This window comes from Bacillus sp. FSL H8-0545 (assembly GCF_038006105.1).
Taxonomy (GTDB): Bacteria; Bacillota; Bacilli; order Bacillales; family Bacillaceae_G; genus Bacillus_A; species Bacillus_A cereus_U.
Genome location: NZ_JBBOUO010000002.1, coordinates 147,994 through 161,364 on the forward strand (window position 1 = coordinate 147,994; position 13,371 = coordinate 161,364).

Sequence of the window (13,371 nt, forward strand, 5' to 3'; positions counted from 1 at the left end):
TTCTTTGTATGTTGGCTATTAAATACGGTCTTTTCCAAAACCAATGATGATTTCACCTTCATGGTAAAATTCTATAACAAAATTATTTGGACAAAAAAGATAAGTGTCGCTACCAACCGCCGTAACATCGTCAATATTACGTAATATATCGTTTGAATTTGCATAGAGAATGGGAGCAGGCCCAGTACTCTATAGGATATAGATTTTACTTTCCAATGGGATAAGATGAGATATTGATCCATGGAGTCAATGGCATGTTTAAGGACAACCATATTCCAATTGATTCGTCCCCACCATTCAAAAGGGTAAGAGTCATTTAATAATTTGTATATTTCTGATCCTCTTCCAGGGGATAATTCTTTAGTTTCCGCACCTAACACGCAGACGCATTCGTCATATAAAGCACCATAAGTAGGTTTGTGCTTTTTTCTATTTGCTTCAAGAAGTTCTAAGAGTCTTTGAGACCTGTTGTTTTTATTCATCATTTAGCACACCATAAGGTAAATGAAAACACATACTAAAATCTTTATAAATAGATAAAAACTCTTTTATTTCTTGGCTAATATCTTCTAGATTCCCATATATATTATCTTCGGCTAAATTTATTTCCTCATTTTTTGAAAATAAACCAATTTGTAATCCTATCCTAAAAACCTCAGCCATTTCTTTTGTTTTAGCCATATATATGAATCCTTAGATTTTTAGATAAGTATACACCACTTGGACATTATTAATAAGAGCCTAATAAAAAATTACCTTGGATGCAAGAGGATTTTTTTATTGGGAATAGTAAGGATGAGGGGAGGTGCATTACATATGGGAAAAGGTAGAAGTAATAATGCTGGTAAAAAACAACCGAATTTCGATGATTCGTCTAATTTCGCTAAACAAAGCCAACCGACAGAAAAGAAGAAGAAATAAGAAAAGGAGCTCTCTTTATCAAGAGAGCTCCTTTTTAAGATATATTGACGTATCGATCACTCAACCAAATAGTCATAAGTGTAGTTTTGAAATAAAGTCGTACCGTTTTTTTATGATGAATTGAAATCTGTCTGTGACTTCGTTTCTTTCTTATTTAGCTATCAGAGAAAATTAGTTTAAAGAAGGACATTTTCAGGTGTGACGAATTTCTCTCACTCTTTATTTTTTTATGACATTAGGAGAGGCTAGCCCCTCGCTCCATTTCCCCCCCAGCCTTTACCTCATACTGGAAAACAAAGGGTATGGGTATACTTTCCTGTTTGATATTTGTTTTGTTTAAAATATTGTTCGTATAGGAAGCGAATAAGCTTCCTATACGAACCACATTACATATTAATAATTTAGAAGGTTTTAAAAATAAAGAGGTGGTTTTTAAATGTATAATGAGTCAATATATTATCCTTATATAAATTATGATCAATACTTCGATCGTCAATTCCCTGGTCCTCAGATTCCAGGTATACCTGGAATGCCAGGTTTTCCGGGTGTACCAAGTTTTCCAGGACAGCAAAGTTCACAAGCTCCAACATCTCCCCCCCCATCATTTATTCCTCAACAATCAACAGCTTCACCATTTGCTGTTGATCCAGGAGCAATTTCATTATGTTTATTTCGAAATACTTATATATGGCTTAGTAATGGTGAACAGTTTTGGTATTTCCCAATTTTTGTAGGACCAAGGTCTGTTGCTGGTTTTAGATGGAACGGTAGGTTTTGGGTTATTTTTGGAATTGATACGAGAAGGATTATTTCATTTACATGTTTTTAAAAATTATAGAGTAACGATAGAGGTTTAATTATATAAACAAAAGAGGTATTTGAATGAAAAAATTTCAATCATTTGATGGTACAATAACTATGATTAACGATTTTGTAACAGGATCAAACGAAGATATAGGATGTAATAAATTAATGTCCGTAGATAATGGTTATGGGAATCTAATAAATTTTGTAGTGAAACCAAATACGTATTTTATCGACTATGCAACGGTAGTAGTAGGAGATAAAGTAACTGGGTTTTACGATGCCAACGCTCCTGCTCCTCTTATTTTCCCACCACAATTTCAAGCGATTGTTATGGCAAAATATACACCGCATCAAAATGTAAAAGTAGACTATTTTAATGAACAGTTGGAGAGTAGTGATGGAAAATTAAAATTAAATATTTCTCCTTCTACTCAAATTTTATTAACAAATGGTCAATTCTTTACAGGTAATCTTGTAAATCGAAATTTAATAGCTATTTATGGTTTTACGACAATGAGTATACCAGCTCAAACTACACCATATAAAATCATTGTTTTGTGTCAAAAGTGATTTCTATTCTAAAGGGTCTCTCGGTTTATCAAACTACAATCCATTGTAGAATCAAAAATTTTAGCCATCTTATTGACCAGAATCATAGGCATGTCAAGAGACGTTTTGCCAAATCTGCAGGATTTCAAAATCTTCGCCATGCTTCATGTACGATAAAAGGTATCGAGACCATTCATGCCCTATATAAACAACGGTGAAGTCTTCAAAGAGACTCCGCCTTTTCAACGTATAATAGACTTCAACAATTACTAGCTAATTCTTAAACCTTGATCCTTATTTACCTTAAGAAAAGCAAATACCTCAAAACAAAAAACACACTCGTTCTGATTAGGAACGAGTGTGTTTAGGTTATTTGAAAGGTACAAACTTCCATGAGCTAGGTTTTTGTGTTTTTCCCCCTAGTACAATCCAACTTTTCTCTGCATTTATATTCTCATAATTTAATGGATAACCATCTGTAAAAATATTATATTCTGTAGGGTTATCCGGGTTAATTTGAATTTTAAAGTCTGCTAAACTATCAGATTTCTCAGCAAGGTGAACCCAACTAGAATATTTCGACCAATTTAAATATTGATATTGATCATAATTAGAATGCTTCATGCGAAGGTATACGCTTTCACCGTGGTGTAGCTTTGCATCATTATCTTTGTAAAATACAAATTCTATAGGTGTACCAGATTGTATATCATTCTTTTTATTTGCAAGTAAAACATAATCGTAACGATTTGCTACATACCATTCAAACGTTAGACCTTGAAAAGGAGATTCACTTGGTACGATATAATAGTTTTTCCCTGCTTCTATAACATTTCCTGCTATATCATAGATTTGTGCAGTTTCTAAACTTGGAGCTTGTACATTTTTAGTAAACGTTTTAAACCAAAGATTTAGGAAACCTGCTGTATTACGCTGAGATTCTCCTAAGCTTCGCTGCACAGCTGGGGTAACCATTTCTTGCCACAATTGCGCCTTACCGCTATTGTAATACGCAAATGTTTTATCATTAGCAATATTTTGAATTTCAGGTTTAGCTACTCGGGCTGCATAATCAATCCATTCTTCAGGTGTAGATAGAGAGTCGTTATAATTCCCTCCATTATTAACTGCAAATAGATCTTGAATGGTTGTAACATAATTTTCAAAATAGCTATGATATTTTATAGCTCTCATATCAATTGCGGTAAAATTTGCTGCATGCATAGGTTGTGTCGCATCTGTAAAGTAGTGCGTGGCTACCCCTAAGTAATAGAAAGCTTTTTCATAGTCTTTATTTCGTAAATGTTCTCCAGATTCATAAAAGTATTTCTTGCCTTGTGTAAGAGCAGTTGGATCTGTTTCTCCTCTATAATTTTCTTTAGTATCAGGATCATAAAAATGGGATTTCCATCCACCTTTAAAAACGCCGCCTATTCCCGTTCCACCATCGTTAAATTCTGCATTATAATCTGCATCATATAATCCTTTAGAAAATAGATCTTTATATTGCGGATAATTTAAGAAGTCCACAGCCTGCTTATTTGCTTCAACATTAGATTCTGTTTTCATAATTTCAATAGCTTGTTTTGCAATCCATAAATGTGTACTTTTATCAGAATGATACGGTGCTTCTGCAGACCATCGAGCGGTAATAGGATCATTCTCAGTTAAATCAATTTGATCGAGATGAGCATAACTACTTTGAGGAGCTACTCCTAAAATAGTTAAAGTCATTCCAGCTATACATAGTGTTGATGTGATTTTTTTCATTTTTTATTCCTTTCTAAATATGAAGATATAAGTATTATAAATACATCAATATCATGAAGATACAGGAAACTCCTAATATGTAATATTACATATTAATAAATTTGTATGAATATATATATAACTTAAAAATCACTATAACGAACATGCAGGTTTCCTTTTTTATTTGTTAGTTTTATCAGTAAAGTAGACTACATATCAACTTCAGATACTTGTTTTATGATACAAGTAATCAAACAAAAGGAGGGCCATACAAAATGATTCCACCATTATTAACAGGGCACTCTTTTAAGTACAGGAGATTATTAGCAGGTGGAGAAAATGTTGAAGATGTTGAAGATGTACAGACAGATAAACGTATTCCATATGAACAAAATGAATTGCAGCAAACTCTAGAAAAGTACGATTCGAAGGAGTTGAGTTATAAAAAGAAAATAGATAAATTGACAAGAGAAAAGCACTTTGTGTATATCACAGATGTTTTTTATTTTCATTTTGATAGGGCTTGAATTAAATTTCCATGTTTTTTTTGCATCCATTCAATACTACATATGTAGTATTGAAGTTATTAATAATAAAATGTATTATAGATAAGCGCAATTTATAATTCAAGTAAGCCGGAATGTGTATTCGTAGTAAATGTAATATTCAGAAATAATAGTATTGTCTGGAAAATGAGGTGGAATTAATAGAAACGTTACATATTAAATGATATGGATTGTATAGTTTAAATAACTTTTACAGTAGAGAAGAAGCTTTTAAGAAGGTTATAAACAAAGAAATATTGCTCTATATTGAAAAAAATAAAAGCGCTTTATACAAAAGATAAGGGGACTTCATAAAGATTCATGTTGTCATGAAAGCGAATTAAAGGTTAGATTAGGAATAATAGAATTCCCTAGTGACGAAAGTTATTCTGAAAAGAAGGTGAAATCTTTTTTTGGTTTCACGGCATATCCATTAGAAAGCGCAAACTAAAGAGGACAGTTGATTTTAAAAATTATAAATCGGTGAAGAAGAGGCTTATTTGTTAATAAGTATACTTAAGTACAGAAACTTATTAATCTTTAATTTATTAAACTATTTTTGAATAACATATGTCAGATACTTGAAAACGCACAAACCTTAATATTTTCATTATTTAATAAAAATATTAAGATTCTTAGGAACAATACGTAAAGATTAGTGGCGAAAATAAACACGGAGGTTTGGAAAATGGGACAAGGAAGCAGGTTTCAAGAAAAACAACAAAATCGTCGTAATAAGGGGATATTTAATATCGCATTTAGTGTGGTATTAGTAACAGTTGGCATAGTGACGTATCAGTTGTTTTTCACTTCTGATACATCAAAGAAAGCAATTGCTCAAGAAAAGAAAGCAACAAAGATAGAAGAGAAGAAGAACGAAGATAAAGAAGCAGTAAAGATAGAAGAAAAGAAAAACAAAGATAAAGAAGCGGCAAAGATAGAAGAAAAGAAAAACGAAGATAAAGAAGCGACAAAGATAGAAGAAAAGAAAAACGAAGATAAAGAAGCAGCAAAGATAGAAGAAAAGAAAAACAAAGATAAAGAAACAGCACATTTAGAAGAGAAACAAAAAGTAGAAGAGCCTGTAAAAACGAACGGAAATGAAAATAAAGAGGGAGAAAAAACGATATCTCAAGAAAAGGGTTCTCAAACTAATCCTTCCTGGAAGGCAATTGGTACAGAGCAAGGAGCAAAACCTGCAATGAAATTTAAAGAAGGAACAGTAGATTGGAATGAGATGAAAAAAGCAATTTCTTATGCTGTTGATGTTCCAGAGAGTCAATTGATTTTTGATTTTATTGGGAATAATGGTAATAATAAAGCCTACGGTAATGTACGAGATAAGCAAAGTAATAAAAAATATAAGGTTGATATTGATTGGGTAGAGAATCAGGGTTGGAAACCAGTATCTGTTCAAGTGGTAAAATAAACAAGAGAAATGTAAATGCTATCCTCTCTTGTTGTGAGGGACTAAGCTATTATAGTATAGATAAGATAAACTTGATTCTATATGATGTTTAAGGTAATTATGTAAATAAAAGCTTTTGGTCTCGCACCATTGAATATTTTAGTGAATTGTTGATTAGAGGCACCAATCCATTGAAAACACAAATTTATTCTTTTTAGATTTGAATTGTGGCATATCATTTTTTTCTTGAAAACACGTGAAAAAGGGTTCTGGTGCAAAAGCTCTAGGAAAATTGCAAGTAATCTCTAAATCTTGGACATACTAATAGTACTACTCTATAAAAGGTGTGTAATCAGTATGGAAAAGGAGAATTTATTTAAGTGGAAACATTATCAACCAGACATCATCTTGTTAACTGTACGTTGGTACCTACGGTACAACTTAAGCTTTCGTGATTTGGTGGAAATGGTGGAGTAACGAGGGTTATTCCTGGTTCATACAACTATTATGCGATGGGTATATCGATATGGGCCAGAGTTTGATAAACGAATTCGGCGTCATCTCAAACAAACGAATAACTCATGGAGAGTGGACGAAACATATATATAAGTAAAAGGACAATGGATGTATTTATATCGTGCCGTTGATTCTGAAGGAAACACGATTGACTTTTATTTGAGTAAATCTAGAAATCATAAGGCTGCAAAGCACTTTTTCAAGAAAGCTTTGCAGTCTTTTCATGTTTCAAAGCCTCGTGTTATAACAGTCGATAAGAATCCTGCTTATCCAATTGCTATCGAACAGTTGAAGGAAGGAAAAGGATACCAATAGGCATCGAAATCCGAAGGATAAAATATTTAAATAACATAGTAGAACAAGAGCCTCGTTTTATTAAAAAACGTATACGCTCTATGTTGGGATTTAAATCATACAAAACATCAGCTTCTATATTGAGTGGTGTTGAAGCCATGCATATGCTCAAAAAAGAACAAATTGATTTGCAGGACCAGTCTGTCCAAAATCAGAATATTTTTATCAACCAGCTGTTTGGATTAACTGCTTAACAGCTGATTCCGTTAGGAATCCATGATTCTTTTTTATTTATCATTTTTTTGCACCAGAACCCCATAATGTACATTTCTATTTTTATCTATACACTAAAAATTTTGTAATGAAGGCTGTAATCTAACTGGTCATTACTTGCACGAATAGGTCCTTCCAGAGGTTCCATTGTACTACCTACTCCAACACCCCAATTACCCCAATTAGTCGAAAAATCATAATCCCGGACAATCCTTGGAATTGGATCATCCGAGACTGTATCTGTATCAGTGCCGAATACCTCAATTCTGATAACATCAGACGCTATATCAGCAGAGAAAGGAATTGACTTATCTACTATATATCTTTTTGGGTTTAAATGATCTTCATCCCATGTTTCTGTTCCTACAAGGATTGCATTTTCTGGATTACCGGCATCTAAGCGCCAAACATTAAATATCCAATTGCTTTCAAGTTCTTGATCAAATAAACCGTCGTTAACAAAATGAACATCAATCATTTGAAATTCCACTCTAAAATCTGAAGGGTAATGTCTAGCTAGGCGGCTTTGAACAGCAATATCCCTTTGCATATCTGTAATTGTCGTTTCTCCTGGATTTACGTGTGGCTCCATTAAGTTATTTGGGTCTGTATGATGTTTACAATCCGCAGCACGACTATTAGGGTCAGGTTCATCGTTACCCCATCCTATATATTGTCCTATCTCCCTTCCCCTAGAATCTCGGATTATGTGGAAATTACTGCAAGGAGCTCCACGTTCACGTAGAAGTAAAGCATGCCCTAATTCATGGGCCAATACCCTTCCTACTGCTCCGTCAGACATAATAATGGAATGTTGAGTGGGGACTTCGCTTGGTGGTGTAGCTGTAAAATGAAAACTAGCTTGAGGCTGATCTAAAGGATTAACACCAGGGGGATTGTAAACATTACCAGGTATGTAATATACAGCAATGTCATCCTCATTGCAATCTTGTCTATTGTTACGTAATAAGTTAACGAAATCATTGGGCAGTGTGATTGTATTAGTTATGTTTACCGCATTTATATTAGGAAATGCACCTGTAAGAAATTGTATTTTTTTAATGCAAATAGTAATGTTACACTTTTGCCAAATGTTTGATGCATCCCTTACATGGTTAAAAATTCTATCCCCTTGTTCCGCCTGGGAACCGGGCACTATGTATATACATAGATTTACACTCCAACCAAACAAATTAATTACCTCCAATTCTTATTTAATTTTTAATAAAATAATCCTACTTTTATTATGCTCTTTTTGAACTTTAAAATTCGTAAATGATATCCAATCATTCATTAAAAATGGGATTGGGAGAAAAGATTAGAAAACAAAGGTAATGGATTATAATACCTTCAAGTAACTCCCATACCTTTGTGAAGAAGAATATGCTCTACTTCTATACAATAGCTGAAACTGTTAATTCTCTTTTGCAAATACAATATCCATATTTTCTTCTCCTTCATAATAAAACCACAACCACATACGATTCAGGGATCGGCGTTTATTAACTCTTTATCATTGCATTGCTGTATAAAAAAGTGGAGTATTATACATTACCTTATTCCATTAAATGATCCGATTGTTGAATAGAATGACTCGCATTCTTTAAATAACTTTATTATTTTTTAAACGACTTTAATGTAAATTAAACAACTTTTTTGTCACTGTACATCTATATAAAAAGTAGTCAAAATGCAATACCGCAAGTTGGGAATATTCTAAAAATTATTTCGAAATTAAATTAGAAAAAAATGCACTCCGCACATCAAAAGGTATACCTTTTCGAACAAAAAATAAGTCCAAAGAAATATAGAATTCTTTGGGCTTATTTTTAAATTTTGAAAGTGACATTTTTTTCATCCTGTAATGATAGGTTATGTTAACTTCACATGAATACGATATACAAAACTCCGCAAGAACTGTTACCAAGACATGTTTACAAATTATGTTGGACAAGTATAGATAAACATACAAGCAAAACAGTCTATTTCACATTGAATATACTATCATGAATAAAGGAGGTTATTGATTTTGTCTTCACATTGTGAAAATGAATTTGATTATATCGTGATTGGTGCAGGAACTACCGGAGGGGTAATCGCAAAAAAGTTAACAGATGATAAACATACTTCCGTACTAGTGCTCGAAGCGGGAACAAATATGGAGAATAGTAGTCCTTCTATTGCAACAGCAGAAGCTCGAGCGAATGATAATGAACTGTCTTTTAATATTCTTTCGCAAACGCAAGAAAATATCGGACGTCAAATTAGATTAAGAGCAGGGAGAGTAATTGGTGGAAGTTCACAACATAATTTTATGGCTGCAGTTCGTGGGAGCCGTGAACTTTATGATGAGTGGGCAGCCCTTGTTGGTGATCAATGGAGTTACAGCAAGATTTGTTCTTTATTTAAAAAAAATGAAACTTATAGAGGAGCGTCACAAAGCCCTAATCAGAGGGGAACAGAAGGGCCTATTTTTGTTAGGCAACAAAACATACCGAGTAATGGGCTCATCCAGACTTTAGTTGAGGCAACATCTGATGTTCTAGGGATTCCAATTGAAGAGGATTATAATACTGGTATAAGAGATGTTACATCTTTCAAAACACAACTTCTCCAACAAGAAGTAGAAGATGATATATTTATTCGATCGTCTACTGCAACTGGTTATTTAAATGAAAATATTGTAACACAAGGGGATGAGTCCGATCCGGATGAGTTTGGGGTTGGTAGGAGGAAATTGGTTATATACGCCAAATCAACAGTAAATAAAATTCTTTTTGGGTATAAAAAGGGTGTTAAGATTGCTGTGGGTGTTGAATATGTGAAAGACGGAGTGACACAACGATCTTTTGTTCGAAAAGGGATTATCGTCTCAGCAGGTATTTTTTCATCGGTCATTCTACAACGTTCAGGAATCGGCAATTCGATAGATTTGGAGAAAATTGGGGTGCCAACTTTGGTAGAAAGCCCAAATGTTGGTCACAACTTTCAAACTCAGTATTTTGTTGGAATGGGAATAGAAGTAGAAACAAACCGACTTTTACAGGTAATATCTTCTGACCCTGTACCAGTAACGCTAGGTGCTTTTAAAAAAGGAGATGGACCTGGACGTCGCCTTCAATTAGTAGGATTTCCAGTATCCAACTTTGTTCCAATTCAAGAAGTATTTATTAATCACTGGCAATTTAACCCGGCACAACCCAGCAATGTCATGAGTATCGCAATTGTCGACCTAAACCCAAAAAGCAAGGGCACGATAACGGCAGCACATAGCGATCCTGAAGCTTATCCGTCGATTAACTTCAATCCACTCGAAAATCCGGATGACCTAAATTTTGTAGTAGATCAATATATTGAAACTTTTAATATTATGAAGAAAGCTCGTGAATTGGATCCAGATGGCATTTATAAGGTTGTATTCCCTCCTGAAAATATTTTTAATTTGCCGAATGAAGAAGAAAAGAGAAATCAGATTGCTGCTTATGTAAAGGCTTCTTACACAAATTTTGACCATTTTGGAGGGCAATGTAGAATGGGGAGGAATATTCAAGAAGGAGTTGTTGATGGTTTTTTGAATGTCTTTGGTACCAAAAATCTTAAAGTGGCTGATCTTTCCGTCGCTCCTATTTTACCGGATGGCAACACTTCCATGCCTGCCCAGATGATCGGTTTAAATGCGGTACGATTTATTCGAGAGGGAAGATAAGAAACTTAAGGATTATAAGGGATAGAACGCATATTTTAACGTTTTTATATGCTAAGAGATTCTCAAAATTCAATATATGTGAATACTGATTATGTAAAAGAAAAGTACTTTCAGATCTTCTAAAGGTACTTTTCTAGGTTTCTAGATACATTGAATACCGATAAGTGGTGTTATGTAAACTTTATGTGTACAAATATAAACATTGTATTCGTGTTTTGGTTTTTCCTTTATATGGATTGACGACGTGTTAATATAAGTTTATTAAAGTTACAAAAAAGAGAGTACGGTGATTAAATGTCATTGGGAAAGTTAATTGGTAGAGGTAATACAGCTGAAGTATTTGAATTAAGTGATAAGGAAGTATTAAAGCTATTTTATGAACAAATTTCTTTTGAATATATTGAAAAAGAGCATAAAACAAGTAAAGTGATAAATCATCTAGGTATTCCATCGCCTAATGTTGGAGAATTTATGGAAATAGACAATACGTGCGGGATAATTTATGAAAAAATAACTGGTAGAAGCTTTACACAAGTTTTATCCTCTCAACCATTATTATTAAAAAAAAATGCTCATATTTTCGCGGAATTACAAGTTTCATTTCATGAAAAGAGAACGGATAAATTACCTTTACAAAAAGAATATCTTGCTAGAAATATCTCTGGAACTAATTTGTTAAGAAAAGAAGAAAAAGAACTCATTTTGAGCCATTTATCACAGTTATCAGGAGATAATAAAGTTTGTCATGGTGATTATCATAGTGACAATATTATGCTAATGGATGGTCAAGCTAAGATACTTGATTGGATGACTGGTACTTCAGGGAATCCATGTGCTGATGTCGCACGAACTTTAATTATTATGCGGTACTCTTATCTTCCATCAGATATGCCAAGAGTAACAAAATTATTAATCCAAATCGTAAGAAAATTGTTTACAAGATATTATTTAAATTTTTATATAAAGTTAACCAATATTTCTAGAGAAAGCATAGATAAGTGGTTATTGCCTGTGATGGCTGCAAGACTGATTGAAGGTATACCTGAACCTGAAAAACAGTTTCTTTTGAGGAAAATAAGACAAAATCTATAAACTTTCATTGTATAAATATGTTGTTTCATTATGAATTGTACATTAAAGTTATGTTCTTTAGGATTCATATGTATTTTAATCTCTTTATTTATCATGTTTCGAATGTATACTTTTTGGTGAATTTTAAATTAATGGATGAATTGAGATAAATTCAATAAAATCAAGGAAATGAAAGTAAACTAATAGTTTAAAGTTTACTTTCGAGAAAAGTAAAAAAAGAGTCCTATTAATTTAGGACTCTTTTTTAGTTTAAATATGGTATATATCATAAATTTTGTTGGACAAGCATACAAGAAAAATGAATCTAATTTCATATATTTATACTACGACACCCCAAATCAAAGAAGAAAGGAGAGAAAATTTTATGACAAAATGTAAAAAACATAAAAGTTGTAAAAATTATAACCATCATGATGAGAATAAATTGAAAGAAGGAATCTATTTCGAACCCCCCAGTAACATTAACCAGTGTTTTTGTTTAAGTTTAAACGTTGGCTTGTTTACCTCTGCATGGAATTTGATTTTCTTCCCGTTAGTATTGAATTTAATCTGTATTAAAAAATCCTCTCTGTTTTTCCCTTTTATTTATAACAGAGAAACAAGTGTTGAAAAAATCAAAAAGGATGATAAATTTCTCAAAAAAAGAATCAGCCCGATTTATCGAGCTGATTCTTACATCCAAAAATCTTCAAAGTCTACGCGGTATCCTTTTCTTTTCAAAGCTCTAATTATCTTTTGGCCATTACCTAATGATGGCCTATTCTCATTAGAACGTGTAATGCGGCTAATTGTATTCTGGTTTACTCCGCTCCATTCTTTTAATTCTGTTTGAGTAATTTCATTCCTCTTAAGAAATTTTCCAAACTTTGATGAAGGTTTTCCTAATCCGAACACCTTTTACACTCCCATTCTTTTATACTTGTGTAATTCTATCTTTGCCAAGGCTCATTTTTTTTAAACAAAAGTGTTAATAATGTACAAGCCGTCCACAATATGATGTATCAAGGTCGCTATCAAAGTATCTAGCAAACTTATTATCAAAGTAGATACCAAATCAACTAGCCTGTGTACTAGTAAAGTACCTACCACGTTAACTAGCAAAGTAATGCTATCAAGGTAATAAGTGTATAAACCCTATATTTCATCAAGTTTATTCATTCTGTTTATAAAGGGGGTATTTAAATGCGTGTTAGGAAAGAAACAATTCCTTTTCGAGAGTTTATGGATCGGTCATACAAAGATAAAGAAAAGAAAATCCGTAAATACAATTCATTAAGTCCTTTCGCATTCCTTCATATGTCGGATCAGGTATTACATACTTACATTGCATTAGGAGTTATGGGAACGATTTTAATCGGAGCAGTCATGTTAGAAAAATACTTGGTGCGACATGACTATATATCAGCAGCTAAATTTGTAAGCGAAGGTATTTATCACGGCACGCGAATTGGTGGAGTTTGCTTGATTGGATATGTATTTGTTCGTATCGTAATCATGTTTTAAGGAGGGAA

General features: G+C 33.0%; 12 protein-coding genes and 4 pseudogenes. 10 read left to right on the top strand and 6 right to left on the bottom strand.

Annotated features, from left to right (window positions below; genetic code table 11):
- Window positions 1-18: 18 nt before the first annotated feature.
- The 3 genes and pseudogenes from MHI07_RS29450 to MHI07_RS26725 form a co-directional block, all read right to left on the bottom strand.
- Window positions 19-171, bottom strand: coding sequence for a CDI toxin immunity protein (locus MHI07_RS29450; RefSeq protein WP_435868787.1), 153 nt, complete (start codon window positions 169-171; stop codon window positions 19-21).
- Window positions 172-287: 116 nt separating this feature from the next.
- Window positions 288-485, bottom strand: a pseudogene (locus tag MHI07_RS29455) (hypothetical protein); the annotation flags it as partial.
- Window positions 475-681, bottom strand: coding sequence for a hypothetical protein (locus tag MHI07_RS26725; RefSeq protein WP_340827148.1), 207 nt, complete (start codon window positions 679-681; stop codon window positions 475-477). The gene MHI07_RS26725 and the pseudogene MHI07_RS29455, both read right to left, overlap by 11 nt.
- Window positions 682-1,357: 676 nt before the next feature.
- On the opposite strand from MHI07_RS26725, the gene MHI07_RS26730 reads away from it, so the two are divergent.
- The 3 genes and pseudogenes from MHI07_RS26730 to MHI07_RS26740 form a co-directional block, all read left to right on the top strand.
- Window positions 1,358-1,750 carry a hypothetical protein gene (locus MHI07_RS26730; protein ID WP_002162076.1) on the top strand — a complete coding sequence of 131 codons (393 nt, stop codon included), beginning with the start codon at window positions 1,358-1,360 and terminating at the stop codon, window positions 1,748-1,750.
- Between the two features lie 53 nt (window positions 1,751-1,803).
- Window positions 1,804-2,298: a hypothetical protein gene (locus MHI07_RS26735; protein ID WP_002162075.1), complete on the top strand. Its 495-nt coding sequence runs from the start codon at window positions 1,804-1,806 to the stop codon at window positions 2,296-2,298.
- A gap of 23 nt (window positions 2,299-2,321) precedes the next feature.
- Window positions 2,322-2,561 (top strand): annotated as a pseudogene (locus MHI07_RS26740) (DDE-type integrase/transposase/recombinase); the annotation flags it as partial.
- A gap of 85 nt (window positions 2,562-2,646) precedes the next feature.
- Here MHI07_RS26740 and MHI07_RS26745 read toward each other — a convergent pair.
- Complete coding sequence (locus MHI07_RS26745) at window positions 2,647-4,047, bottom strand: zinc dependent phospholipase C family protein (protein ID WP_002162074.1); 1,401 nt, start codon at window positions 4,045-4,047, stop codon at window positions 2,647-2,649.
- A 254-nt stretch (window positions 4,048-4,301) separates the two neighbouring features.
- Between MHI07_RS26745 and MHI07_RS26750 the strand changes: the two genes are divergently transcribed.
- The 4 genes and pseudogenes from MHI07_RS26750 to MHI07_RS26765 all read left to right on the top strand — a co-directional run bounded on the left by MHI07_RS26750 (window position 4,302) and on the right by MHI07_RS26765 (window position 7,043).
- On the top strand, window positions 4,302-4,553 hold the full coding sequence (locus tag MHI07_RS26750; RefSeq protein ID WP_340826998.1) for a hypothetical protein: 252 nt from the start codon (window positions 4,302-4,304) through the stop codon (window positions 4,551-4,553).
- A 209-nt stretch (window positions 4,554-4,762) separates the two neighbouring features.
- Window positions 4,763-4,977: pseudogene (locus MHI07_RS26755) on the top strand (sodium:proton symporter); the annotation flags it as partial.
- A gap of 282 nt (window positions 4,978-5,259) precedes the next feature.
- On the top strand, window positions 5,260-6,000 hold the full coding sequence (locus MHI07_RS26760; RefSeq protein ID WP_002162072.1) for a YrrS family protein: 741 nt from the start codon (window positions 5,260-5,262) through the stop codon (window positions 5,998-6,000).
- A gap of 336 nt (window positions 6,001-6,336) precedes the next feature.
- Window positions 6,337-7,043: pseudogene (locus MHI07_RS26765) on the top strand (IS6 family transposase).
- An 86-nt stretch (window positions 7,044-7,129) separates the two neighbouring features.
- Here the strand turns inward: MHI07_RS26765 and MHI07_RS26770 are convergent.
- Window positions 7,130-8,218 (bottom strand): hypothetical protein, encoded by a 1,089-nt coding sequence (locus MHI07_RS26770; RefSeq protein ID WP_340826999.1) that lies wholly within the window; start codon window positions 8,216-8,218, stop codon window positions 7,130-7,132.
- A gap of 873 nt (window positions 8,219-9,091) precedes the next feature.
- Between MHI07_RS26770 and MHI07_RS26775 the strand changes: the two genes are divergently transcribed.
- On the top strand, window positions 9,092-10,768 hold the full coding sequence (locus tag MHI07_RS26775) for a GMC family oxidoreductase (protein WP_340827000.1): 1,677 nt from the start codon (window positions 9,092-9,094) through the stop codon (window positions 10,766-10,768).
- Window positions 10,769-11,068: 300 nt separating this feature from the next.
- The gene (locus MHI07_RS26780; protein ID WP_340827001.1) at window positions 11,069-11,860 is read left to right on the top strand and encodes a phosphotransferase family protein; all 792 of its coding nucleotides are present in this window, start codon (window positions 11,069-11,071) and stop codon (window positions 11,858-11,860) included.
- A gap of 672 nt (window positions 11,861-12,532) precedes the next feature.
- Here MHI07_RS26780 and MHI07_RS26785 read toward each other — a convergent pair.
- Window positions 12,533-12,754 carry a helix-turn-helix transcriptional regulator gene (locus MHI07_RS26785; RefSeq protein WP_340827003.1) on the bottom strand — a complete coding sequence of 74 codons (222 nt, stop codon included), beginning with the start codon at window positions 12,752-12,754 and terminating at the stop codon, window positions 12,533-12,535.
- A 288-nt stretch (window positions 12,755-13,042) separates the two neighbouring features.
- Here MHI07_RS26785 and MHI07_RS26790 point away from each other — a divergent pair, with 288 nt between their 5' ends.
- Window positions 13,043-13,363, top strand: coding sequence for a hypothetical protein (locus MHI07_RS26790; protein ID WP_340827004.1), 321 nt, complete (start codon window positions 13,043-13,045; stop codon window positions 13,361-13,363).
- Window positions 13,364-13,371 lie beyond the last annotated feature (8 nt).